The organism is Ralstonia insidiosa (genome assembly GCF_008801405.1).
GTDB lineage: Bacteria > Pseudomonadota > Gammaproteobacteria > Burkholderiales > Burkholderiaceae > Ralstonia > Ralstonia insidiosa.
Genome location: NZ_VZPV01000001.1, coordinates 40,321 through 62,218 on the forward strand (window position 1 = coordinate 40,321; position 21,898 = coordinate 62,218).

Here is a 21,898-nt window from a genome sequence, read left to right on the forward strand (position 1 = left end):
CCTGATGATCCACTTCTAGACGTTCCTTTCCAATCGGTCGATTGACTCGACCGGGGCCGCCTTCTACGATGACATCGATCAATGTCACATTAAGAGGCGCCCATGATGTCATGTGGTGCCCGCGGAGACACCACGTGAACGCACGGTCCGATTTTCCTCGCGCCGATTCCTCTGCTACGGCCGCCCACGGCAGCGATGCCCCCGCGCTGGTCGACGTTGCCATCATCGGCACCGGCTTTGCCGGGCTGGGCATGGCGATCCAGCTCAAGCAGCATGGCATCGACAATTTCCTGGTCTTCGAGAAGGCCGGTTCGGTGGGGGGCACGTGGCGCGACAACCACTACCCGGGGTGCGCGTGCGATGTGCAATCGCACCTGTACTCGTTTTCGTTCGCGCCCAATCCGGACTGGTCGCGCATGTATTCGCCGCAGCCAGAAATCCGCGCGTATCTGGAGCGCTGCACCGACGAGTTTGGCGTGCGGCCGCATGTGCGCTTCCACCATGAGCTGACGCGCGCGGCCTTTAACGAAGCGGCCGGCGCATGGGATCTGGACATGGCCGACGGCCGCCGCTACCGCGCCCGGGTGCTCATCTCGGGCATGGGTGGCCTGAGCCGCCCGTCGTGGCCGAACATTCCCGGCATCGAAACCTTCCAGGGCAAGGCCTTCCACTCGCAGCTGTGGGAACACGACTACGACCTGCGCGGCAAGCGCGTCGCCGTGATCGGCACGGGCGCATCCGCCATCCAGTTCGTCCCGCAGATCGCCCCCAAGGCCGGCCGCGTTGACCTGTACCAACGCACCCCACCGTGGATCCTGCCCAAGCCCGATCGCAAGGTCTCGCGCGCCGAGCACTGGCTGTTCCGCCACCTGCCCTTCACGCAAAAGCTGATGCGCACCAGCATCTACTGGATGCTCGAATCGCGCGTGCTGGGCTTTGTGATTCACCCGAAGCTCATGAAGGCCGTCGAGCGCATGGCACGCAGCCACATCAAGCGCCGCATTGCCGACCCAGTACTGCGCGAGAAGGTCACGCCCGACTACACCATCGGCTGCAAGCGCATCCTGATCTCGAACGACTACTACCCGGCCCTCACCCGCGAGAACGTGGACGTCATCACCACCGGCATCGCACGTGTGGAGCCCAACGCCATCGTCACCACCGACGGCACGCGGCGCGAAGTCGATTGCCTGATCTTCGGCACGGGTTTCCACGCGACGGACCCGTTCCCGCGCGGCGTGCTGCGCGGCAGCCAGGGCGTGGACATTGTCGATGCGTGGGACAAGCACGGTGCCGAGGCCTACCTGGGCACGACGGTGTCCGGCTTCCCGAATTTCTTCATGGTGGTGGGCCCGAACACCGGGCTCGGCCACTCGTCGATGGTGTTCATGATCGAGTCGCAGGTGGCGTACATCGTGGATGCGCTCAAGTCGATGCGCGCACACAACGTCGCAACGATCGACGTACGCCTCGACGTGCAACGCCGCTTCAACGACAGCATCCAGAAGCGCCTGTCGAACGCCATCTGGTCCGCCGGCGGCTGCGTGAGCTGGTACCTGGATCCGAAGACCGGCAAGAACACCACGCTGTGGCCGGGATTCACGTGGCAGTTCCGCCGTGCGACCGCGCATTTCCGCCTGGCCGATTACCGCACGCGCCCGATGGCGGTGCCCAAGGGCGTGCCGCTGCGCGTGCCTGCTCGCACGGTGCCCACGGCCGCCGAGAACACCGCCAACGAAGAAGCGCTCGACCGTGCTTAACACCCGATCCAGGCATTGCCGCCAACGCAGGCGCCCAGACGGTTTGGCCTTTGACGTTCCTGCCCTAGATGGCGCCTTGAATTTCTGTTGCAGGGAGGAAAAAGGAAGGGGAACTGTCTGAGCGAAGCGAGTTTTCCCCTTCCCCTCCCTGCGACAGAAATTCAAGGAGGGGGTCGCCATCTCGGGCGCGCCTTTCTTTGCTTACTTTCTTTGGCAAGACAAAGAAAGTGAGTCAGCCCCGGCAGGGGATGAAACAAGGGATGCACCACCAGCACGTGCAAGACAAGCAGAGACAACCGGAGACCCCGTCATGAAGTCATTCAACAACAAGGTTGCCGCCATTACCGGCGCCGCGTCCGGCATGGGCCGCACGCTGGCGCTGCAGTTGGCACGCGAAGGCTGCCACCTCGCGCTGGCCGATCGCAACGAAGCCGCCCTCGCACAGACGCTGCAACTGGTGCGCGCACATGAAGGCGACCGCATCCGCGTCACCACCCACGCCGTCGACGTGGCCGACCGCGCCGCCGTCTACCGCTGGGCCGAAGAAGCGAACGCCGCGCACGGCAAGGTCAACCTGATCTTCAACAATGCGGGCGTGGCGCTGTCCAGCACGATCGAAGGCATGGACGACGACGAGCTGGCCTGGATCATGAACATCAACTTCTGGGGCGTCGTGCACGGTACCAAGGCGTTCCTGCCGCTGATCAAGGCGACGGGCGATGGGCACATCATCAATACGTCGAGCATCTTCGGGATCTTCGCGCAGCCAGGCATGGGCGCCTACAACGCCAGCAAATACGCCGTGCGCGGCTACACCGAGGCGCTGCGCCAGGAGCTGGACCTGATGAACTGCGGCGTCTCTGCCACGTGCGTGCACCCCGGTGGCATCAAGACCAACATCGCCAAGTCGAGCCGCGTGTCACCGAGCATGAACGGCTTCCTCGTCCGCGATGAGCAGCAGGGCAAAGAAGAGTTCGAGAAGTTCTTCATCACCAGCGCCGAAAAGGCTGCCGAAGTGATCCTCGATGGCGTGCGCAAGAACAAGCGCCGCGTGCTGATTGGCCCCGACGCCCACGCTGCTGATGTGATGGCCCGCGTGCTGCCCGCCGCGTATCAGGCGCTGGTCGTTCGCGAAGCGCGCCGCACGCGCAAGAAAGCATTGAGCGAAGGCACCGCGCCTGCCACCGCACGCGCCAAGTAGGAGGCTGCCCATGAACACAGCCACCACCGTTGAACGTGAACAATTCGCCAGCCCGCCGCGCGCGAATCTGCTCAACGTTGCACGCGCGATGCTGCGCCCGGGCCGCATCGGCCTGCGCAGCATCGCGCGCGACGTGCTGATCGCCCGTTACGCCAAGCCGCAATCGCGCTACCTGCCGCTGATGGGCACGCGCGTGCATTACACCGATGAAGGTGCCGCCAATGCGGAAGGCACGCTGCTGCTGATCCACGGCTTCGGGGCATCGCTGCATACGTGGGATGGCGTACTGCCGCAACTCACGCGGCGCTATCGCGTGATCCGGCTGGACCTGCCGCCGTTCGGCATCACCGGCCCGCTGCGCGACGCGCAAGGCCGCCCGCGTGCGATGGAGCTGCCGCTGTACCGCGATTTCATCGACGCGTTTGTCGATTCGCTGGGCTTGTCGAAACTCACACTGATCGGCAACTCGCTCGGCGGCATGGTGTCGTGGGACTTTGCCGTGCGGCATCCAGGCCGCGTGGAGAAACTCGTGCTGATCGACTCGGCGGGCTTCCCGATGCAGCTGCCGATCTACATCGATCTGTTCAACCACCTCGGCGTGCGGCTGACGTCTCCGTGGATGCTGCCCGAGGGCATCATCCGCGCCGCCACGCGCGATGTGTATGGCGACCCGTCGCGCGTGTCCGAACCCACGCTGCGCCGCTATGCCGATTTCTTCTACGCCGAAGGCGCCCGCCAGGCCATCGGCAAGATGGTGCCGAAGTTCCGCTTTGACGATGTCGATACCAGCGGGCTGGCCTCGATCCGAGTGCCCACGCTCATTTTGTGGGGCCAGCGCGACCGGTGGATCCCGCCCGCGCATGCCGGTGAATTTGCCCGCCGCATTCCCGGCGCCACGCTGCGCATGTATCCGGCGCTCGGCCATATCCCGATGGAGGAAGACCCCGTGCGCGTGGGGACCGACCTCTGTGCATTTCTAGACCAAGGCAGCGCGGCAAGCCGCCTCGCAGAAACCACATTCCAGGAGAACCGCCCATGATGCCAGTCCGCCGCGACGTGCATCCTCACCTGCCCGCTGATCGCATCAGCAACTGGCACGAGCGAGGCACGCACGTCACCCACTTCCTGAACGCGCTGTCGATCTTCTTCCCGACCGGCGAGCGCTTCTTCATGGACAGCGTGCGCAACTACCGCCATCTGGTGACCGACCCCGAGCTCAAGCAGGCCGTGGCCGGCTTCATCGGCCAGGAAGCCATGCACACGCGCGAGCACGTGCTGTACAACGACCTGCTCGACCGCGCCGGCCTGCCCGCCAACCGCATCGACCGCTTTGTCGGCAAGTTCCTCAACGTGCTGCGCAAGTACACGCCCAAGTCGCATCAACTGGCCGTGACGGTGGCGCTGGAACACTACACCGCCATGCTGGCCAACCAGGTGCTGAGCCATGAAGACGGCCTGGGCCGCAACTCCGAGCCCGGCTACCGCCAGGTCTGGTTGTGGCATGCCATGGAAGAGACCGAACACAAGGCCGTGAGCTACGACGTGTGGAACCTCGCCATCAAGCCGGGCCTGCGCCGCTACATCCTGCGCACCTCGGTCATGCTGACCACCACGGTGCTGTTCTGGTCGATGGTGTTCTACGTGCACCTGCGGTTGATCTTTGCGGATCGCACCTGCAAGAACAAGTTCTTCGGCCTGGGCAAAGCGTTCCACTTCCTGTGGATTCACCCCGCGCCGCTGCGCAAGATCATTCCGGAATTCTTCGATTTCTTCCGGCCGTCCTTCCACCCGTGGGATGAAGACAATCGCGCAGCACTTGAGCGCCTGCCCAAGCTGATCTCGGAGATTGAAGCGTATGCCGCCGCCAATGGCGAAGCGCCGTCGCCGTCGATCCGGCGCAAGCTGTCGACGGCGGGTGCAGCCGGGTCCTGAGCAGGCATTCAAAACACCTGCAGTACCCGTCGCATCAGGATCAAACTAGAAATAGAGAGAGCGCGCCCCACGCATGGGCGCGCCGGAGACATTAAGCCTTGTCCGACGCGGGCGGCTGGCCCGGCGGCTCGTGCAGGTGCTCGATGACCTGCGCCACGCGGTCGCCCAGGTACTTGTTGGCAGCGATCTCGAGCGCACGCATCAGCTCGGCCTCGACTGCCACCAGCGCCAGCGGGCGGATGCGCCAGATCACGTCGACCAGGCGTGGCACGTCTTCGACCGGCGGCAGTTGGCCTTCGCCGTACTTGTCGAGCTCGCGCACGACCATGGAGACGAGATCGTCGGCCACGGCCTGCGTGTGCGGACGGGCCCGCTCGAGGATGTCGAGCACTTCAACCAACGGGAAACCGGCTTTCGCCATTTGCGCGCCGGCCAGCAATGCCTTGGGGCTGCGGGCCAGATAGCCCAGGCCATCGGGCTGCAGCATGCCGAGCGAGATGGCACGGGCCAGCGCCTGGCGCGACATGGAGCGGCCGAACAGCTTGGCCAGCGCCAACAGGGAGAAATGCTTGGGCTGCTCATCCGACCACGGGCTGCTGATGGCGGATTCGAGCCCGAGGATGGAGCGCAGGTCATGGCCCTCGACGATGGCCTTGAGCAGTTCCTGGATGTTGGCGAGCGTGTAGCCGCGTGCCAGCAGGTGGTTGATGAGCTTGAGCCGCCCGAGATGCGCCTGCGTGTAGATGCCCACGCGCCCGCGCCGCTCAGGCGGATCGATCAGCCCGCGGTCCTGGTACGAGCGGACGTTGCGGACAGTGGTCTCGGCCGCGCGCGCGAGTTCATCAATGGTGAATTCGCGGACGGGTGGAGCAGCAGGCGGACCGGCATCGCCGGTTGGTTTGCGGGCAGGCATGCAAAAAATTCTACACGAGCGCGGCAACATAGCCGCGCCGGGTTGCCGGACGGTTCCGGTGCTTTTCTCACGACGAGGAGACCGTCGATGTGGGACTTGATCTTGTGTTGCGTGCGCGTCTGTCGGTCCGTTAGTACTGAGGGTGCATCCCCCGTTTCGTCCCCTGCCGGGGCCGACTCCCTTTCTTTGTCTTGCCAAAGAAAGGAAGCAAAGAAAGGCGCGCCCGATGCGGCGACAGACTCCTTGAATTTATGTCGCAAGGAGGAGAAGGGGAAAACTCGCTGCGCTCAGACAGTTCCCCTTCTTTTTTCCTCCTTGCAACAGAAATTCAAGGCGCCGCATAGGGCAGGGCACGGCCAAACCAGCCGGACATACACGTGGGCGCCAAGACACGTTCTTGCAGAGCATCGTCGGTCTTCAGGTTGGGCATCTCGGGCGGCGGGCATGGTGTGTGCGGCGCTGTTGCTGCAGAGCTGCGCCAGCGCCGGTGACGGCCACGGCGGTATCGAAGCGGCCAAGGCCAAGCAACTGGAAGACGCCCGCCAGCAGGCACGTGCGCCATTCCAGGCCGGCAATCTCGCCACACGCGAAGTCCGCCCGACCACGCTGCGCGACTCCGGCCAGTCGGATGCCATCTCGTACCTGCGCCACGTGGATTTCCGCTTCGACGGCGGCGTCGGCTTCCTGGTCGATCAGCTCGCGCTGCGCATGGTGCCGCGCCAGCCGGGCGATCCGGTCTGGCTCGACGATGTGTCGTCGTACACGCTGCAGCCTGTGAGCGGCACGGTGCGCGTGAGCGCCGACAGCATGGCGGCGCTGTTCAACACGGTGGTGTTCGCGCGCGGGCAAGGCAGCGACCCACCGCTGCGGCGCTTCAGCTTCACCCTGGACGACGGCACGCTCGACATGCGCGCCGAGATGCGCCGCCGCGGCGCCTGGGTGCCGATCGAACTGCGTGGCCCGTTGGTGCTGCGCGATCCGCAAACCATCGTGTTCCGCCCCAACGTGGTCAAGGTGCAAGGCCAGGACGCCGGTGCGCTGATGGGCGCCGCGCATATCGAACTGGCCGATCTGCTGCCGGTGTCCACGCCGGCCGTGCAGCTCACCGGCAGCGACATCGTCATGCAGGTGCCCAAGCTGTTTCCACCGCCGGCGCTGGATCTGAAGGTCTCCGCCATCCGCGTCACGCGCGATGGGCTCGTCATGCAGATCGGCGATGGCAACCCGCAGATGCCGCCCCTGGCCAACGCAGCCGATGCACAGCGCCCGTACATCCTCTTTCGCGGCGGCGACATCCGCTTCCTGCGCTCGATGCCGATGAACGCGCGCATCGACATCGTCGTTGCCGATCCGGCCAAGCCCTTCGTGTTCAACCTGTACCGCTATCGGGATCAGCTCGTTGCCGGTTCACTGCGCTTTTCGCCGGACGGCGGCATTCGCGTGCTGATGCCGTCATTCGATACGCTCGCCGTGGCCCGCGCAGGCAAACCAGCGGCCGCCTCCGCCAAACCCGTCATGCAACTCGCCAAGAGGACCGCGCCATGATCGCCCCCGCCATCGCTCTTGCTGCCCTCACGTTGCGCCTGGCGTTGCTGGCGCTGGGGTTCGCCGGTCTGCTGGGCAGTACGCTCGCGCGCGCGGCCGAGCCGCCCATGGCCAGCGCCCAGCGCAAGGAACTCAGCACGGTGCGCCAGCAATGGGCCCAGCGTTGCCAGCCGACCTCCGGTGCAGCCAATGCCAACGGCGCCATTGCGGTGCGCGACTCCCGCTCCGCGCCCCCCGTCGTGCAGATGCGCGATGTCGATTTCCGCATCACCGGTGACATCGGCTTTCACGTGCATCAACTCACCGCGCAGCTCGTACCGCACACGCCCGGCCAGCCCGTCGACATGGACGATCCGAGCCAGTTCGACATCCGCATCCTCGGCGGCGAAGTGACGGTGCCCAAGGCGTCGCTCGATGCGCTGTTCAACACGTACCTGCTGGACTACGCGCCGCGCTCGCTCAACGCGCTGTCGCTCACGCCGGGTGACGGCGTGCTCGACGTGTCGGGTGGGCTCAAGTTGCGCAACCACTTTCCGGGCGTGTGGATGCCGTTTGGCATGCGTGGCACCCTCCAGCTCAAGGAATCGCGCTACCTCGTCTACACACCGAGCGAAGCGCGTGTCATGGGCGTCCAGACGCTGGCGATGCTCAAGGGGATGGGGCTGGAGTTGTCGCAGTTGGCACCGCTCGATCGTGGTGGCGCCAAGCTGGATGGCAACGCGATGGTGCTGGACCAGACCACGGTGTTCCCGCCGCCGCGCCTGCTCGGCCAAATGCAGACCGCGCGCGTCACACCCGATGGCCTGGTGCTCGGCTTCGGCCCGGCGCCGTCGATGTGCGCGCCGGCCCCGACCGACGCCAGCAGCCGCATCTGGATCCAGTCGGGTGACCTGAAGATGTACAACGTGCTGGTGACCAACAGCCGCGTGCTCGTCACCGACACCTCCACGCGCGGGCCGCTGCGCTTTGACCTGTACCACTACCGCGAGGCCGCCGCGCGCGGCACCACCCGCATGGATGCGGACGGCACGCTGCGCGTCGACCTGGCGCCGGCAGCGGCCGTGCAATAACGCAGCGCGCCTACTTCAGCAGGCAGACCGCGCGCAGCACCGCCTCACCTTCCGTGCTCGGTGCGACGGGCTCCCAGCGGGGGTTGTCGATATTCTTGGAGAGGATGGTGCTGTGCTGGCTGTCCTGGATCAGTGCGCTGACCGGCAGGACGCGCTCGTTCGTGCAGTCGTAGACCGACGTGCGTGAATCGTATTGGTACGGTTCGCCATCGGCGAGTTTGCGCGGCGTGTCATAGGCATCGCGCGAGGTGGCTCGCACGGTGCCGTCGTTGTTGCGCTCGATGGAATCTTTGTCGAGGTAGAGCGTGCCGGCGTTGTCGGCCAGCGGGGTCAGCTTGACCCAGTTGTCGGCCGCCATGGCAGTCGCGCTGCAGAGCAACAGGGCGAACGCCGCCCAGTAGCAATCGGCCAATACCCTTCGATCCCTTCGCATGGCAACCTCCGTTTGCGTCAACCTGGGCGCGCGCGAAGCGATACCGCCTGGCGGCACCAGGCCCCGCACTTCCAGCATAGGTGAGCAATCGGCACGCCACGGGGCGCCTGCTTTGGCAGGCAACAAAAAAGCCCGCGCGTGGCGGGCTTCTTCGTGAAACGAGAGTGACGACTTACTTGGCTGCAGCGGCCATGTAGTCGACGGCGGCCTTCACGTCGTCGTCGGAGCCGGCGTAGGTGCCCTTGGGCGGCATCGCGCCCTTGCCGTGCAGCGCGATGTCGTACATCTTGGCCTTGCCTTCGGCAATGCGCGGGGCCCAGGCAGCCTTGTCGCCAAACTTGGGTGCGCCGGCCACACCTGCTGCGTGGCACATCTGGCAGGTCGAGTCGTAAACCTTCTTGCCGACGTCGCCCGTCGAAGCCTGCGGTGCAGCGGCGGCAGCCGGAGCGGCCGGCGCAGCAGCCGGTGCTGCTGCGGCAGCGGGTGTTGCTGCCGGTGCCGCGGCTTCCGGTGCCGGGGCAGCCGCCGTTGCAGCGGTGCCACCTGCCGGTGCAGCCGGCTCCTGCAGCTTGCCGCCGCCGGAGTTGGCCATGTAGACGATGGCGCGTTCGATTTCGTAGTCGCTCACGTCGTCAGGCGACGTGCCGCCGCGCGCGGGCATCCCGCCCTTGCCGGCCAGCGCAACCTTGGTCAGGCCGTCCAGGCCTTGCGACAGGCGCGGGCCCCAACTGGCCGCATCCCCAAACTTGGGTGCACCGGCCACGCCAGCGGCATGGCAGGTCGCGCAGACTTCCTTGTAGAGCTGCTCGCCGGTCTTGAAGACGCGCGGCGCGTTCGGGTCTTTCAGGTCGAGCTGCGCAACGGGCTTGATGCGGTCGTTGACGGCCTCTTCGGACATGCCCGAGCTGCCGGCGCCTTCCTTGACGCCCATGCCAACGTAATTGGCCAGCAGGATGATGATGAGGATGGGAACGGCAAAGGCGGCGATCACCGCGATGATCAACTGCTTGGGGGTCTTGATCAGGGGCTCGTGTTCGTCGTGCTGCGCGTCGCTCATGCTCAACTCTCAGGATGGTGGAACCGCTCTTGAAGCCTCAGAGCGCCACCGGCACGAGTCGTAAGCATCGCCGGCAGTGCGTGAGGCCCCGTGGGGCCGCAATGAGGGCAGGAAGACCTTGGGTCGTGCCCCATTGGCCCGAACAGACCTGTCCCCGCTTGTTTTTCTGGCAAATGACGGGCGATTATATCCGCAATGCCAAGCCGTTTGACACGCGGGAGAGCCCTAGGCAGCGCTTTTCGACCTGCGTCAAAAACCGCTGGAAACGGTATTGCGCGGGGCGTCGCGACCTGGCTGCGATGGACGCCTGAACGCAAATACGTTATCCTGCGGGGCTTATCTTTCGGCGCGTTCTGTGCCGATATGCGCCCGTAGCTCAATGGATAGAGTACTGCCCTCCGAAGGCAGGGGTTGCTGGTTCGATCCCAGCCGGGCGCGCCAAGTCCAATAAGGGTTTCGGCCCCGTTCTGCATTTGTAGACGCGATACACGAGTATGCTAGGGCCGCATGAGGGCCGATCAGGGTGACGACCGCGCATTGGCCCTTCCTGATCTTGCGTTTCGTGCCAGCGCCTCTGGCCCAGCCAGACATCAGAAGCCAGCAAGATTGCCGAACCGCGCAGCTCTCATACCAAGGCACTCGAAGCCGCTGGACTACCGCATCTCACGCGGCACGGCCTACGGCGCTCTTTTGGCACACTGTCGGAATGGGTTGAAGTCCCGGTTGGCGTGGTGGCACAGATCCAAGGGCACAAGCCGTCGGCGCTGGCTGAGAAGCACTATCGGCGCCGACCGCTCGACATGCTCCGGATGTGGCACGATAAGATCGAAGTCTGGATGTTGGAGCAAGCTGAAATCTCGCTCCAGCCTACCGGCCCAATAGGCCATCCGACCAGCGAAAAAAGAATCCATCGACAGGTCTGGTACCTGGATGCCAAGGAACTCGAGCTCTCCTCGCTATCAGGCCGCGACCGATCGCTTCTCTTTGGGCACCAACAGCGCGCGAGCTTCTTCCAATGTTGCAAGACGCCGCCTGAGAACCTCGGGCCGAAACTGCCTTGCCAGCGCCCCAAATCGCGGCGATACATGGACAATCTCGAAATCCCCTCCACCGCCCCAAGTTGTGACCTCAGTGACGCCGCCCGGGTCATTGCCATCAATTACACGCTGCAACCTCGGCAGTAAAAAATCGAGCACAGTCTGGGTACTACGCTCAGCAACCACCCATCGACGTCGCATTTTGTGCGCAACGGCTGCGGTCGTTCCGCTGCCGCCAAATATGTCGACCACCAGTTCACCCGGATTGGTTGCAATGTGAATGATTCGTTCCAGTAGTGATTCAGGTTTCGGAGTGTCGAACACCTCTTGCTCTGGGAACATCATCAGCAGGTGCCGCTTCGCATCGTCATTCGTTCCCGTGTCTGCAGCGCCCCACACAGTAAACGGCACGAGTCCTCTGAGTTGATGCGCAAACAGTTTCAAGCGCGGTGAACCATCGCCTCCCTTGGGAAACCAGATTCGATCATCAGCAAGCAGGTCACGATACGTTTGTTCGGTAGCGTACCAAGAGCGACCCCGCGGGGGACGGAGCACTTGCCCCGTCGGCGTAACGATGTCGTACTGTTGCGCTTTGCGATAACCGGGCGCAGTGAAGGGCGCGTCGGACCAGGGGCCGCGCGGGTCATCGTCTCGGTTTTGCAATTGCGCATCGTCTTTGGCTAGCAGATTCCGTGAGGTCTTCCACCTCCTCGGACCGCTCGGGGCGTACACCAAAATTGTGTCGTGGTTTGACGAGAAGGCCGCTCTGGAGTCGCGGGTTGTCTTTTTTTGCCACACGACTGAAGCAACAAATGCACTCTCGCCGAAAATTTCATCCATCACGACGCGAGCACGGTGCACTTCACTATCGTCAAGGTGCACCCAGATGCTTGCATCGTCTGCGAGGAGCGGGCGCAGCGCAGCAAGGCGGTCACGCATCATGCTGAGCCACATCGAACGCTGCATGGTGTCGTTGTACTGACGGAAGTTCACCTGAGTATTGAACGGCGGATCAATGTACACGAGGCGAATCCCATCATCTAGGACGCCCGTTTGCGCCGTTAGCGCCTCAAGAACGTCCAATCCATCGCCGATAGCTAGTACGTTCGTGCGTACACTCGACGAGTGCGCGGTGAGCGTTTCAAACTTGAGCGGCTTGAGCAATCGAGAATCGGCCGGTTGTACCCACTCGTAGCCCGTCTCCCCCGATGCCTTCAGCAGCAGATCCTTGTTCGGCCAAATGAGTTGAATGTTAGACATATGAACCCGAGGCTGGGAAAGTCGCGAACAACCTTGTATTATGCGTCATTGGCACGCAAATTGACAGAGCAAGAGACATGACGCTGGCCACATTGTCATTGGACATGCTGTCCGACGCACAGTATGCGACTACGACCGACACCAAACCGATCAAGCCTTTCATCAGGTGGGTAGGCGGCAAGTCACGGCTGCTCCCCCGCATCCTCCCGCACGTACCCGCTAGCATCAAGAACTACTACGAGCCATTTCTTGGTGGGGGCGCCGTCTTTCTCGCGTGCGCTGCTCGCGTATCCGGCCGCGCGCATCTTGCTGATCTCAATGAGCACCTCATCGCGGCTTGGGTCGCAATGAGAGACCACCAATCGGAACTTCGGCCGCTGCTGGACTGGTATCTGAAAAACGACTCGAAAGAGTTCTACTACGAAGTCCGCTCAACCACAACACCCTCATGCTCCGTGGAGAAGGCTGCACGCTTTCTTTACTTGAACGGTGTTTCGTGGAACCACCTGTGGCGGGAAAATTCTCGAACCGGGGCCATGAATGTGCCGTGGGGCGACCGTCGTTTCAAGGACATTGATGACATCACCATGAAGTCCATCGGTGATGTTTTGGCGAGAGCAGATATTGTTGCCGCTGACTTCCGCGTCGTACTTGACAGCGCTACGCGCGGAGATTTCGTCTACCTTGATCCACCATACTTGCCTGTATTCTCACGCCCGGACGTCGAGAAAGAACCAACCGCGAAATTCAACAAATACACAGCGAAGACGTTTGAGATGTCAGATCTCATTGCGCTTGCGGAAACCTGCGCGGAACTGTCTCGGCGTGGTGTGCGATGGGTGATGTCCAATCGCGATGCGGAATCGGTTCGTTCCCTCTTTCCGGACGCCGAAATCGTTCGGTTTACAACCCACCGCTCACTAGCTGCACAGAGTCGACGGGAGGTTGAGGCGCACCGATCGCCGGAAGCGATCATCATCGGGAAAGTTTGAATGGCCGCACAACCTGTCGAATGGGTACTCGTTATTTACTATGGCCCGTCAGCGCATCGCGCAACCTACGGGCGGTTGGACAACACAAAGTATACGAAGGACTACATTCAGCTTTCCAAGAAAAAAACATTCCTAGACGCTGTGGCGCGCCTCTTCCCAGTAACTGTGGGCGAAGAAGGGTCCGTACCGCTTACCTATAAGTGGCCAGCAGGAACGACACTAGGCACACTCGTATTCAACTCAGCGGATCGCCCGCATCTCAAATGGGAAACCAGTCTAGGTGCTCCAAAAGCATGGAAGATGTCGCTTTCTCCAAGCGAGTCCACTGCGGAGACGATTCCAGGCGACCCAACACAGATCGACTTCGATGCGGCTGAGAACGAATTGGCAATGCTTGCGAGCCGGGGCGCCGGCCAGCCATACCTGATGGCAATCAAGCTCCATGATGAGCCAACTACGTTGCATCTGCGTGCGTATTTGAGCAACCCAAGCTCCGCATATGCGTGGGCCGAACTCAGCATCGCGCCATCACTCGTTCAGGCTCTCGCTGCCCAAACATCGCAAAGCTCAGCGCTTGCATGGGAAACTTTCGCTAGCGGAGGCTCTGTCCCAAGTGCTGCAGTCAAGCAAGCCCTTTCAAGGTTAGAGTCTTCAGACACCCCTAATGCGGTGCTAGACAATCTGGACGTCGACGCAGGTCGCGAACTGGCCGCCTATCTTCGCCGCCCCGGGTACGGGCTATTTTTCGATCCCTCTCAGAATCACAACGCGTGGATACTTCCCGCACCTCTCTCAGAAAAACTCGCAACATCGGTTAGCGTGTTTCTCGAAACGCTCGACGCACGGTACCCCGCGGCCCCACAAGGGGATGTTGCTGCGGAAGCTGCTGAGCTAGATCCCGGTGAAGTCGAAGCGTTTCGGGAGCAGATTGAGGATAAGAACTATAGCGTTGCGGACTCAAGCGCAACCCTCAAGACGCGTGGGAGTGCGCAGAGGGCATTCGCCAATGCAGTCAAATCCAACTACGGCTACCGATGTGCGATTACGGGAATTGGGACCAAAGACTTTCTTGTAGCCTCGCACATAGTCCCGTGGAGTGAAGACCAGAATATTCGACTCGATCCTTCTAATGGGATTTGCCTCTCACTACTGATGGACCGCGCATTTGAGAAGGGGCACCTACTGATCGAGGACGACCTCACTATTCGAATCGATTGGCTCAGGGTTGGAGACGACCAGGTGCTTCGAAGCCTGCTTAAGCCGTACGACGGAAAAAAATTGGCACATCCAACGGCTGAGGCTCCGCGACCCACATACCTTCAACGACGTCGGGCGCTTGTCGCTCCGTCTAGCTGACCCTTCTACGTCGTTGAATCGTCCGTCGAGGCGTTTTCCCTGACCTGATGATGCAACTGGCGACGGCGCGTCAACAGAACCGCTTGCGGGAGTTCTTCAACCGCGCGGTCATCGGGCCGAGGCTGCTGGTCATCGACGAAATCGGCTACCTGCCGTTCGGCCGAGAAGAGGCTGACCTGTTCTTCAACGTCGTCGCCAAGCGCTACGAGCGCGGTGCCATCGTGTTGACCAGCAACCTGCCGTTCACGCAGTGGGCCACCGCCTTCGCCGACGACCAGACGCTGACACCCGGTCAATGGAACACCCAGCAAGCAGACGAGTGCTATTGCAAGCAGCCATGAACGCATGCTCATGTTCTCCTCCGTTGCCAATCCCCGAGTATTCATTTTGCGATACAGCCGGCCCGACTAGCGCCCATCCATGTCTCGGCTATCGCGTACTGGGCGGCACCAGCGGTCGGGCTTGCACCGGCTTGGGCTAACAACTTGGCGCGATAAGGATCGCATTCAGCTCGTAAGGCAAGTTTAGCCACCAGCTTCTCGACCTGTGTAGGTTCCGGCGGTGGAGTGAGTTCTTCTGCGAACCGCAGGTACACCGCCCGAACCCCGATGGCCGCCGTCACAATAACGGCCATCCCGAAGGGAATACGGTAAGGAAAGTGGGAGCTTGATGCCATGCGTTTTCTGATCTATCAGAACTTGCGACTGACAAAAAAGGCACCGACGCCGTTTGCCGCTGCAAGGATATAGCTGACGTTGTTCGTCTTGAAGCCGTACGCAGCAATCAGCGCCTGGAAGAGACAGAAGCCTCCAGCAATGATCCAGTTCGAGCGAAACGTTCTCTTCCGCTCCGCTTCAGCGTGCTCCAGTTCCAGCATTTTCTGCTGATGCACGTTTGCTTCGCGCAGGGTCTTCTCACGTTCGCGAACGCTGGTCGAATCAACGAAACCATGTCGAAAACTCTCAGCAGCGCGGGCGAGGCCGAACGGATCATCCTTTTCCTTGCTCGCAGGTGCGACGGGCTCCTGCAGTGGCAACACTTCTTCAACCTTAATGTCCGGTGTTCGCTCCATCACCCTTTCCCTGTCGTTTCCTGTTTCCCGAGAGCCGCCTTCAACTGTGCCGCAAGAGCTGTCTCCAGGCCGTCACTGCGCGGCCTGCTGTCTTGACGTTGGCCTGGGCGGCGTCCCCCCTCCTGGAAGGTCACATCGGCATAGTGGTCTTCAAGGGCGATGAACTTGCCTGTTTTTTCTGCAAACTGCTTCAACCGGGCGCTGCAGGAATGGGTCCAACTTACGACCTGGAGCTGCCATCCTTCCTTGACAAAACCCTCCACGTCGAAAAGAAATCCTTCCTCGTTGTCGTAGCCCTTTCCGTCTCCGGTGCAAACTACCATCGTGCCTGGTGTCTCGCGATACTTGCGTGAGTGGCGGTACATCTGCAACTGAACGATGTGGTCAACCGTTTCGTTCTCCCCGGAATCAGCTCTCGGGATCAGAACTGGCTTGATTCCCCGCTCACTAAGCCGTCGCCAAACGTCGTCAGTCGTTGGCGGTGTACTGCCGCCCCAAACAATCTCGTTCGCGGCTTGCGAACCAGTAATGAGATCAATGAAACGCGCGAAATGAATGCGGAACGCATAGCGATCCTCACCTTTGACCTCGCTGGCGAATCGCTGACCCTCGTGAAAAATGTTCGAGTTGTCGACATACACACAGATGGGGGATTTCATTGTTTTTTCCGCTGTGACTACGGCTGCTTGAAGAACGTGACACCCTTCTGGTTAAACCACGAGACAGCCTCACCAGTGTTGCCATTGTCGAGCGCAGCCATCACATGGGCCAAGCCTCCCACGGCGTCATCTCGCGTAATTTCTCCAGCTTTGTATGCGTCCAGGACTCTTTCAAGGAACGCATCCATCCTCTTGTGATCCTGGTTCGTCAATCTGACTTCTTTCATTCCACAAAACTCCGTTTCGTAGTGCCAGCACAGCCGGCGTTTCCCTATTCGTTTGCCGCAAGGTTGGCACTGTCACGCCAGCCCGCCGCGGCAGCAGAATGCGATGGACCGCGCCCCTTAACTTCGTGGGCACGGAACATAGCGCGAGCCTTCCACGATTTGCCTACCTGCATAACCCACGCGTTGATCGACTCTTCGGCAACAACGACTGGAACAGCAATCGCACCACCCATGATCTATATCCCCGCCCTTTTTGGATGGTATCGGTTACGCATACCACTCCGCCACTGAAGAGAGGGATTAACTCGATCAGGGTAGTTCTCTATGAGGCCATCACCCACCTCGACCGTCATCTGTCGCCTCGTTACCTCTAGACGGAAGAACGCGCAATATGGGCCCATACACGTCTCATTCGCGTAGCGTGATTCCAGAATATTTGAACTACATATAACAATCCCGAGCAGGCATTCGCTCTGCTCCGCTCGTGCAATCCCGCACGTGCGTTAGCTCGGGAGATTCCGTGACTGCCACTTCCTTGACCACACCCGTGGTCAGTCTGCTCGTCGTTGTCGTCCTCTTCTCAGTAGGTGTGCGCTGGTGGAAATTTCGCAAAGACAAGCTCCGACAACCGCCAACCCGCCCGTCTGAAGCCAGTTGGCGCACCAATCCCAGTTCATTCGATCCGCACGGCGATGAGTGGGAATCGATGGCGCCCTATCCAGAGCACGCAGTTCAGGCGGTCCACGATGGACAGCTAGCAAACCGGAGTGGAACTGCGATACCAGCGTTTCGCAATGCACGCGAGCCAACCACTGAAGACGTTCGCAAACCGGCACACGATTTGCGCGAGGCGTGGGCTTCTTTTCAGGACGCGCTAGAAGAAGAGGTACGGCCGGCATCCTCTATCGCCGCAGGCAACTCAACAACCTCCACGGCAGTTGAACAGGTTCGCTGTCCGCGCTGTCTGTCCTCTCGGATCGATACCCGCAACTTGGCCCGCAAGGCTGGAAGCACCATCGGCAGCGTGGCGGGCGCAACGGGCGCAATGACTGCCGCGTTGGCTGGTGCGGAGACTGGTGCCTTAGTCGGCTCGTTTGCTGGGCCTGCGGGCACAGTCTTCGGCGGCCTGGCCGGTGCAGTGATCGCGGGACTGGTCGGTAGCGCCGCCGGTTGTGCTGCTGGTTCTGTTGTCGGTGCTGCCATCGACGACAACGTGCTCGACAACCATCTCTGTCTTGCCTGCGGCCACGCCTTTAGCGTCTCGCCGGACTGACCACGCATTGTGCGTCAGGTCGGCCACTGTTTTTCCTTCCGTCCTCTTTCCCTCCGCTCAAACGATCCGCCACTGCCCGGCAGCAGCCGGGCTCTATGCCGGATCGATCTGTCTACAAGGAATTCACCATGCATCTCGTCCAAACCATGGCCTACGTAGGCCAGCAACCCTGGCACGGTCTTGGCAACAAGCTCGCGCCGAACCAACCCGTAGAGGTGTGGGCCGAACGCACAGGTATGAACTGGCGCATTGAGTCGTCCGAAGTCCGCTTTGTCGCGGGCAACGCTGGTTCCAGTATTGGCGCCATCCACGCCTTCCCCGATCAGAAAGTCCTCTATCGCTCGGACACCAAGGCACCGCTGTCAGTCGTCTCTGCCCGCTATCAGGTTGTGCAGCCGTTGGAGGTCCTAGACTTCTACCGGGACCTGACCGAAGTGGGCGGCTTCGAGCTGGAAACAGCTGGTGTGCTCAAGGAAGGTCGCAAGTTCTGGGCACTCGCCAAGACCGGCCAGTCCAGCACGCTCAAGGGAAAGGATGTCGTGAATGGCTACCTGCTCCTGGCCTCCGCATGTGACGGAACACTTGCGACGACCGCCGCACACACAACGATCCGCGTGGTATGCAACAACACATTGCAGATTGCCTTGGGTGAGAGCACCGGTGCCGTCAAAGTGCCGCATCGCAGCCAGTTCGATGCCCAGGCGGTCAAGCGCCAACTCGGCATCGCGGTCTCTTCTTGGGATGCCTTTATGGTTCGCACGAAAGCGTTGGCCGAATGCAAGGTCACCGACTCGGCGGCGGACGCATTCTTCCGACGAGTGCTGACCTATCCGAGCACCAACGCGGTCGATCGCGCCGCGCCAGTCGTCAACGAGCGCGCCATCAAGGCGGTCGGGCAACTCTACGCAGGGCGCGGCATGGGCGCCAATCTGCCGTCGGCTTCCGGTACGGCCTGGGGTCTGCTCAACTCGATTACAGAATTTGTCGACCACCGTCGGCAGGCCCGCAGTGATGACCACCGCCGAGATTCGTCGTGGTTTGGCACCGGGGCAGCGCTCAAGCAGAAGGCGTGGGATGAGGCCATCCGGCTTGTGGCATAGCGGCCCTCTGCATTTCCCTTTCTCAATCTTCCGGCCCGGTCGAGTTCGCTCACCGGGCCTTGTTTCTTTCTGGAGGTTCCATGAGTGCCCTCGAACCCATCCGACCCAGACCCCGGCGCGCAGCGTTGAAGCTGGTCAAGACCACCGAGTTGTCCCGCCAAGATTGGCTCGAAGTCCGCAAGTCCGGCATCGGCGGATCGGACGCCGCCGCTGCGGTTGGCCTGAATCCATTCAAGTCGCAAACCGAACTCTGGCTGGAGAAAACCGGCCGCGGTGCCGACCTGCCCAAGCCTGATCCCAACGACACCACTGAGCCGATCTACTGGGGGACGTTACTGGAGCCCATCGTAGCCGCAGCCTATACCCAGCAGACCGGGCGCCGCGTACGCAAGGTCAACGCCGTACTGCGGCATCCAACCATCCCGTTCATGCTCGCCAACCTGGACCGCGAGGTCATCGGCGCGCCGGATGTCGACATACTCGAATGCAAAACGGCGGGCCAGTTTGGCGCCCGTCACTGGCAGGACGGCGTGCCCGAATACGTGCAGCTACAGGTACAGCACCAGTTGGCTGTCACCGGCAAACGTGCTGCCGATGTGGCCGTGCTGCTATGCGGGCAGCAGTTGGCCGTGTACCGCATCGAGCGCGACGACGAACTCATCGCCCGGCTGATTCAACTGGAAGCCGAGTTTTGGCGGTACGTGGAAACCGACACGCCGCCACCGGGAGATGGTTCCGAGTCCGCCGACCGGGCGCTGCGTTGCTTGTACCCGCGGGACAGCGGCGGCACGGTGGATTTCTCGGACGACAGGCAGTTGAGCGCGGTCTTTGCCGATCTGGTGGCGGTGCGTGAACAGCTCGAGTCGCTGGAAGTGGCAGCCGCCAAGCTCAAGCAGACGATCCAGTACGCCATGGGCGACGCCTCACGGGCGTTGTTCGAGACGGGCGAAGTTACCTTCCGGCGCAGCAAGGACAGTACCAGTACCGACCTGGAACGGCTGCTGACCGATCACCCCCATCTTGCTCAGCATTACGCCATCCCCAAAGCCGGCTCGCGCCGCTTCCTCATGTATCCCTAACGGAGTTTTCCCATGTTGAAAGGACTCGCTATCACGCCGCCCGTCATCGGGCGGATTTCTATCGGTCGCGTGATCGAGAAGAACGGCAAGCGCTTGCCGGAGAAAGACGACCAGTTCACGTTGACCACCCAGGTGCAGCAGCGCGGCGAATGGGTGCTACATCCGCTCAATGAGTCGTTGCGCAAAGCCATGCCGGGCAAGCTGCGCTCGATCCCAGTGCGGCTGCTGTTCAACGAACCTGATCTGAACCTGCGCGCCGAGTACACATTGTTCGACCGGGAGACAGGGCGTCCCGTTTGTGTCGGCAACGGCGAGCGGTGCAAGCGCGTGGAGGAAGGCGGGATAGCCATCCTGCCGTGTCCGTCGCCGGAAGGTTGTCAGTTCGGTGGTCCTGGCGGCTGCAAGCCATACGGGCGATTCAACGTCGTTGTCGGAGACGCTGACGACGAGCTTGGGTCGTTTGTGTTTAGAACCACGAGCTTTAACTCGATCCGTACGCTGGCTGCGCGGCTGCACTACTTCAGCGCCGTGTCCGGCAACCTGCTGGCTTGCCTGGCGCTAGATCTGAAGCTCCGGGGTAAGTCCACCACGCAGAGCTACCGGGCAGCGATCTACTACGTCGATCTGAGTGTTCGGGCGGGAATGACGCTGGAAGCCGCGATCGCCGAAGCAAGGGCACTGGATACGCGACGCAAGGCAAGTGGATTCGACCAGACAGCCCTTGATGTTGCCGCCAAGGTAGGCTTCGCCAATGGCGCCTTCGAAGACGGTCCGGAAGAGGCTGCTGCCGTCGCGGAGGAGTTCTTTCCGGAATCGGCCAGCAGCATCAACACCACGGCAGGAGACGCCGAAGGAGCCAACAACACAGACGCGGCCCAGCCTCCAACCCTGCGCGACAAGCTAAACCGCAAGGCGGCGTTGCTGAGCGGGACGGCCGCGTGATCCGGCGGCTTTCCTGGGTGCTGTCGATCGCGGCGACCGGCACTGCCATCTGTGTGTCGGTGCTGGCCGGCTGGCAGCGAGGCGGATCGCTGGCAGAACGATTGGTCTGGGTCGCCATTGGCGTTGTGCTGGTCGCCAGTGCACACCTGCTGCCTGCTCTGGTCCGGGGATCGCCCCCCGTGGTGCGTACCGTTGCAGGCGTACTGTGGGCCACGTGCATGCTCACTGCGTGCTTCGGGCATGCGACCTTCTTCCTGCTGGCGCAGCGGCATGCCGGGGAACTGCACGCTGCGGTGGTTCCGCTCGTTGCATCTGCACCGACTGGCCGCAGTCTCACAATAGTCATGGCCGAACGGGCCAGCGTCACCGCACGATTGGCGACCGTCAATGCGCAGCGTTGTACTGGCAACTGTACGGCGCAGGAAGCCCGTCGCGTCACGCTGACCGCCAAGCTCGATGCGCTGGAGGCTGAAGCTGGAGAACTCCGGCGCCAGCACTCAGCGGATGACCGGACAGAGGCACGCCGTGATGCCTTGCTAGCCGATCCAGTCACGGTGCGACTTGCCGCGTTATTCGGCACGTCCGTCGCACGCGTCGATCTGCTGTCGGGACTAGCGTTCGCTGCGGTGCTAGAAGGCGTCGCCTGTCTGCTATGGACGGTCACGCTGCGGTCACGACCACCGGTCCTAGCCGTTCCGGCAACTGTGGCAGCGGTCACGGTCAACCATCCGCCAGTCACGGTGAGTCATGTGCCTGAGTCCGGAAGTCATGTGGTGGAGGCAGAGAGTCACCCGCCGGTCAGTGAACCGGTCACGCCGTTACCGGTAGGCGAATCACCCGATTCCGATGTGACACCGCTCGCGCAGGCTGTTGCGGCCGGACAGGTCCGCCCGACCGTAGCCGACATCAGGCGTTTCCTGGGCATTTCGCAGGCCCGTGCCGCAGCATTGCGCCGTCAGCTCGCCGCCCTCGATTCGTCCTGAGGGCATA

The 21,898-nt window shown here is 62.0% G+C and carries 20 protein-coding genes, 1 tRNA gene and 2 pseudogenes; 16 read left to right on the top strand and 7 right to left on the bottom strand.

Annotation, left to right across the window (positions count from 1 at the left end; genetic code table 11):
* Positions 1 to 134 precede the first annotated feature (134 nt).
* The 4 genes from F7R11_RS00180 to F7R11_RS00195 all read left to right on the top strand — a co-directional run bounded on the left by F7R11_RS00180 (position 135) and on the right by F7R11_RS00195 (position 4,893).
* Positions 135 to 1,760 carry a flavin-containing monooxygenase gene (locus F7R11_RS00180; protein WP_197495018.1) on the top strand — a complete coding sequence of 542 codons (1,626 nt, stop codon included), beginning with the start codon at positions 135 to 137 and terminating at the stop codon, positions 1,758 to 1,760.
* A 310-nt stretch (positions 1,761 to 2,070) separates the two neighbouring features.
* The gene (locus tag F7R11_RS00185; protein ID WP_064805515.1) at positions 2,071 to 2,961 is read left to right on the top strand and encodes an SDR family NAD(P)-dependent oxidoreductase; all 891 of its coding nucleotides are present in this window, start codon (positions 2,071 to 2,073) and stop codon (positions 2,959 to 2,961) included.
* A 10-nt stretch (positions 2,962 to 2,971) separates the two neighbouring features.
* Positions 2,972 to 4,000 (top strand): alpha/beta fold hydrolase, encoded by a 1,029-nt coding sequence (locus F7R11_RS00190; protein ID WP_064805517.1) that lies wholly within the window; start codon positions 2,972 to 2,974, stop codon positions 3,998 to 4,000.
* Positions 3,997 to 4,893: a metal-dependent hydrolase gene (locus F7R11_RS00195; RefSeq protein WP_064805519.1), complete on the top strand. Its 897-nt coding sequence runs from the start codon at positions 3,997 to 3,999 to the stop codon at positions 4,891 to 4,893. Before F7R11_RS00190 ends, F7R11_RS00195 begins: the two co-directional genes overlap by 4 nt.
* A gap of 91 nt (positions 4,894 to 4,984) precedes the next feature.
* On the opposite strand, the gene F7R11_RS00200 is transcribed toward F7R11_RS00195, so the two are convergent.
* Complete coding sequence (locus tag F7R11_RS00200; RefSeq protein WP_064805521.1) at positions 4,985 to 5,806, bottom strand: MerR family transcriptional regulator; 822 nt, start codon at positions 5,804 to 5,806, stop codon at positions 4,985 to 4,987.
* Positions 5,807 to 6,250: 444 nt separating this feature from the next.
* Here F7R11_RS00200 and F7R11_RS00205 point away from each other — a divergent pair, with 444 nt between their 5' ends.
* Positions 6,251 to 7,351: a hypothetical protein gene (locus tag F7R11_RS00205; RefSeq protein WP_064805523.1), complete on the top strand. Its 1,101-nt coding sequence runs from the start codon at positions 6,251 to 6,253 to the stop codon at positions 7,349 to 7,351.
* Positions 7,348 to 8,421, top strand: coding sequence for a hypothetical protein (locus F7R11_RS00210; protein ID WP_064805525.1), 1,074 nt, complete (start codon positions 7,348 to 7,350; stop codon positions 8,419 to 8,421). Before F7R11_RS00205 ends, F7R11_RS00210 begins: the two co-directional genes overlap by 4 nt.
* Before the next feature lie 10 nt (positions 8,422 to 8,431).
* On the opposite strand, the gene F7R11_RS00215 is transcribed toward F7R11_RS00210, so the two are convergent.
* On the bottom strand, positions 8,432 to 8,854 hold the full coding sequence (locus tag F7R11_RS00215) for a surface-adhesin E family protein (protein WP_064806475.1): 423 nt from the start codon (positions 8,852 to 8,854) through the stop codon (positions 8,432 to 8,434).
* 172 nt (positions 8,855 to 9,026) lie between these two features.
* The gene (locus tag F7R11_RS00220; RefSeq protein ID WP_064805527.1) at positions 9,027 to 9,911 is read right to left on the bottom strand and encodes a c-type cytochrome; all 885 of its coding nucleotides are present in this window, start codon (positions 9,909 to 9,911) and stop codon (positions 9,027 to 9,029) included.
* A gap of 365 nt (positions 9,912 to 10,276) precedes the next feature.
* On the opposite strand from F7R11_RS00220, the gene F7R11_RS00225 reads away from it, so the two are divergent.
* Both F7R11_RS00225 and F7R11_RS27200 read left to right on the top strand, forming a co-directional pair.
* Positions 10,277 to 10,352 (top strand) — tRNA-Arg (locus F7R11_RS00225).
* A 140-nt stretch (positions 10,353 to 10,492) separates the two neighbouring features.
* Positions 10,493 to 10,777, top strand: a pseudogene (locus tag F7R11_RS27200) (preprotein translocase); the annotation flags it as partial.
* A gap of 93 nt (positions 10,778 to 10,870) precedes the next feature.
* Here F7R11_RS27200 and F7R11_RS00235 read toward each other — a convergent pair.
* Entirely contained in the window at positions 10,871 to 12,208 is a 1,338-nt protein-coding gene (locus tag F7R11_RS00235) for a site-specific DNA-methyltransferase (RefSeq protein WP_104577625.1), read from the bottom strand.
* A 77-nt stretch (positions 12,209 to 12,285) separates the two neighbouring features.
* On the opposite strand from F7R11_RS00235, the gene F7R11_RS00240 reads away from it, so the two are divergent.
* From F7R11_RS00240 to istB, 3 genes and pseudogenes are all read left to right on the top strand, one after another.
* Positions 12,286 to 13,200 carry a DNA adenine methylase gene (locus F7R11_RS00240; RefSeq protein WP_170288725.1) on the top strand — a complete coding sequence of 305 codons (915 nt, stop codon included), beginning with the start codon at positions 12,286 to 12,288 and terminating at the stop codon, positions 13,198 to 13,200.
* A complete protein-coding gene (locus F7R11_RS00245; RefSeq protein ID WP_104577626.1) occupies positions 13,201 to 14,556 on the top strand; it encodes an HNH endonuclease in 1,356 nt (451 codons plus the stop codon). It begins immediately after the preceding gene.
* 41 nt (positions 14,557 to 14,597) lie between these two features.
* Positions 14,598 to 14,843, top strand: a pseudogene (gene istB, locus F7R11_RS00250) (IS21-like element ISRso19 family helper ATPase IstB); the annotation flags it as partial.
* A 404-nt stretch (positions 14,844 to 15,247) separates the two neighbouring features.
* Here the strand turns inward: istB and F7R11_RS00255 are convergent.
* From F7R11_RS00255 to F7R11_RS00265, 3 genes are read right to left on the bottom strand one after another with little or no spacing between them, the layout of a single operon-like run.
* Positions 15,248 to 15,628 carry a hypothetical protein gene (locus tag F7R11_RS00255; RefSeq protein ID WP_104577627.1) on the bottom strand — a complete coding sequence of 127 codons (381 nt, stop codon included), beginning with the start codon at positions 15,626 to 15,628 and terminating at the stop codon, positions 15,248 to 15,250.
* Entirely contained in the window at positions 15,628 to 16,287 is a 660-nt protein-coding gene (locus F7R11_RS00260; RefSeq protein ID WP_104577628.1) for a PIN domain-containing protein, read from the bottom strand. Before F7R11_RS00260 ends, F7R11_RS00255 begins: the two co-directional genes overlap by 1 nt.
* A gap of 17 nt (positions 16,288 to 16,304) precedes the next feature.
* Entirely contained in the window at positions 16,305 to 16,514 is a 210-nt protein-coding gene (locus tag F7R11_RS00265; RefSeq protein ID WP_104577629.1) for a hypothetical protein, read from the bottom strand.
* Between the two features lie 520 nt (positions 16,515 to 17,034).
* Between F7R11_RS00265 and F7R11_RS27205 the strand changes: the two genes are divergently transcribed.
* The 5 genes from F7R11_RS27205 (at position 17,035) to F7R11_RS00290 (ending at position 21,891) form a co-directional block, all read left to right on the top strand.
* A complete protein-coding gene (locus F7R11_RS27205; RefSeq protein ID WP_238500910.1) occupies positions 17,035 to 17,787 on the top strand; it encodes a complement resistance protein TraT in 753 nt (250 codons plus the stop codon).
* A 128-nt stretch (positions 17,788 to 17,915) separates the two neighbouring features.
* A complete protein-coding gene (locus tag F7R11_RS00275; protein WP_104577698.1) occupies positions 17,916 to 18,887 on the top strand; it encodes a DUF932 domain-containing protein in 972 nt (323 codons plus the stop codon).
* Between the two features lie 80 nt (positions 18,888 to 18,967).
* Positions 18,968 to 19,966 carry a YqaJ viral recombinase family nuclease gene (locus F7R11_RS00280; protein WP_167317198.1) on the top strand — a complete coding sequence of 333 codons (999 nt, stop codon included), beginning with the start codon at positions 18,968 to 18,970 and terminating at the stop codon, positions 19,964 to 19,966.
* 12 nt (positions 19,967 to 19,978) lie between these two features.
* On the top strand, positions 19,979 to 20,908 hold the full coding sequence (locus F7R11_RS00285; RefSeq protein WP_104577632.1) for a recombination directionality factor: 930 nt from the start codon (positions 19,979 to 19,981) through the stop codon (positions 20,906 to 20,908).
* Positions 20,905 to 21,891 carry a hypothetical protein gene (locus F7R11_RS00290; RefSeq protein WP_104577633.1) on the top strand — a complete coding sequence of 329 codons (987 nt, stop codon included), beginning with the start codon at positions 20,905 to 20,907 and terminating at the stop codon, positions 21,889 to 21,891. The genes F7R11_RS00285 and F7R11_RS00290 overlap by 4 nt, the downstream gene beginning before the upstream one ends.
* The last annotated feature ends 7 nt before the right edge of the window (positions 21,892 to 21,898 follow it).

What these genes read in the sequence shown, in the direction of transcription:
- F7R11_RS00215 (WP_064806475.1), bottom strand. Translation starts at nt 8,854, where the DNA reads ATGCGAAGGGATCGAAGGGTATTGGCCGATTGCTACTGGGCGGCGTTC.
- F7R11_RS00280 (WP_167317198.1), top strand. Translation starts at nt 18,968, where the DNA reads ATGAGTGCCCTCGAACCCATCCGACCCAGACCCCGGCGCGCAGCGTTG.
- F7R11_RS00245 (WP_104577626.1), top strand. Translation starts at nt 13,201, where the DNA reads ATGGCCGCACAACCTGTCGAATGGGTACTCGTTATTTACTATGGCCCG.
- F7R11_RS00205 (WP_064805523.1), top strand. Translation starts at nt 6,251, where the DNA reads ATGGTGTGTGCGGCGCTGTTGCTGCAGAGCTGCGCCAGCGCCGGTGAC.
- F7R11_RS00260 (WP_104577628.1), bottom strand. Translation starts at nt 16,287, where the DNA reads ATGAAATCCCCCATCTGTGTGTATGTCGACAACTCGAACATTTTTCAC.
- F7R11_RS00285 (WP_104577632.1), top strand. Translation starts at nt 19,979, where the DNA reads ATGTTGAAAGGACTCGCTATCACGCCGCCCGTCATCGGGCGGATTTCT.
- F7R11_RS00185 (WP_064805515.1), top strand. Translation starts at nt 2,071, where the DNA reads ATGAAGTCATTCAACAACAAGGTTGCCGCCATTACCGGCGCCGCGTCC.
- F7R11_RS00275 (WP_104577698.1), top strand. Translation starts at nt 17,916, where the DNA reads ATGCATCTCGTCCAAACCATGGCCTACGTAGGCCAGCAACCCTGGCAC.
- F7R11_RS00255 (WP_104577627.1), bottom strand. Translation starts at nt 15,628, where the DNA reads ATGGAGCGAACACCGGACATTAAGGTTGAAGAAGTGTTGCCACTGCAG.
- F7R11_RS00190 (WP_064805517.1), top strand. Translation starts at nt 2,972, where the DNA reads ATGAACACAGCCACCACCGTTGAACGTGAACAATTCGCCAGCCCGCCG.
- F7R11_RS00195 (WP_064805519.1), top strand. Translation starts at nt 3,997, where the DNA reads ATGATGCCAGTCCGCCGCGACGTGCATCCTCACCTGCCCGCTGATCGC.
- F7R11_RS00240 (WP_170288725.1), top strand. Translation starts at nt 12,286, where the DNA reads ATGACGCTGGCCACATTGTCATTGGACATGCTGTCCGACGCACAGTAT.
- F7R11_RS00265 (WP_104577629.1), bottom strand. Translation starts at nt 16,514, where the DNA reads ATGAAAGAAGTCAGATTGACGAACCAGGATCACAAGAGGATGGATGCG.
- F7R11_RS00235 (WP_104577625.1), bottom strand. Translation starts at nt 12,208, where the DNA reads ATGTCTAACATTCAACTCATTTGGCCGAACAAGGATCTGCTGCTGAAG.
- F7R11_RS00210 (WP_064805525.1), top strand. Translation starts at nt 7,348, where the DNA reads ATGATCGCCCCCGCCATCGCTCTTGCTGCCCTCACGTTGCGCCTGGCG.
- F7R11_RS00200 (WP_064805521.1), bottom strand. Translation starts at nt 5,806, where the DNA reads ATGCCTGCCCGCAAACCAACCGGCGATGCCGGTCCGCCTGCTGCTCCA.
- F7R11_RS00220 (WP_064805527.1), bottom strand. Translation starts at nt 9,911, where the DNA reads ATGAGCGACGCGCAGCACGACGAACACGAGCCCCTGATCAAGACCCCC.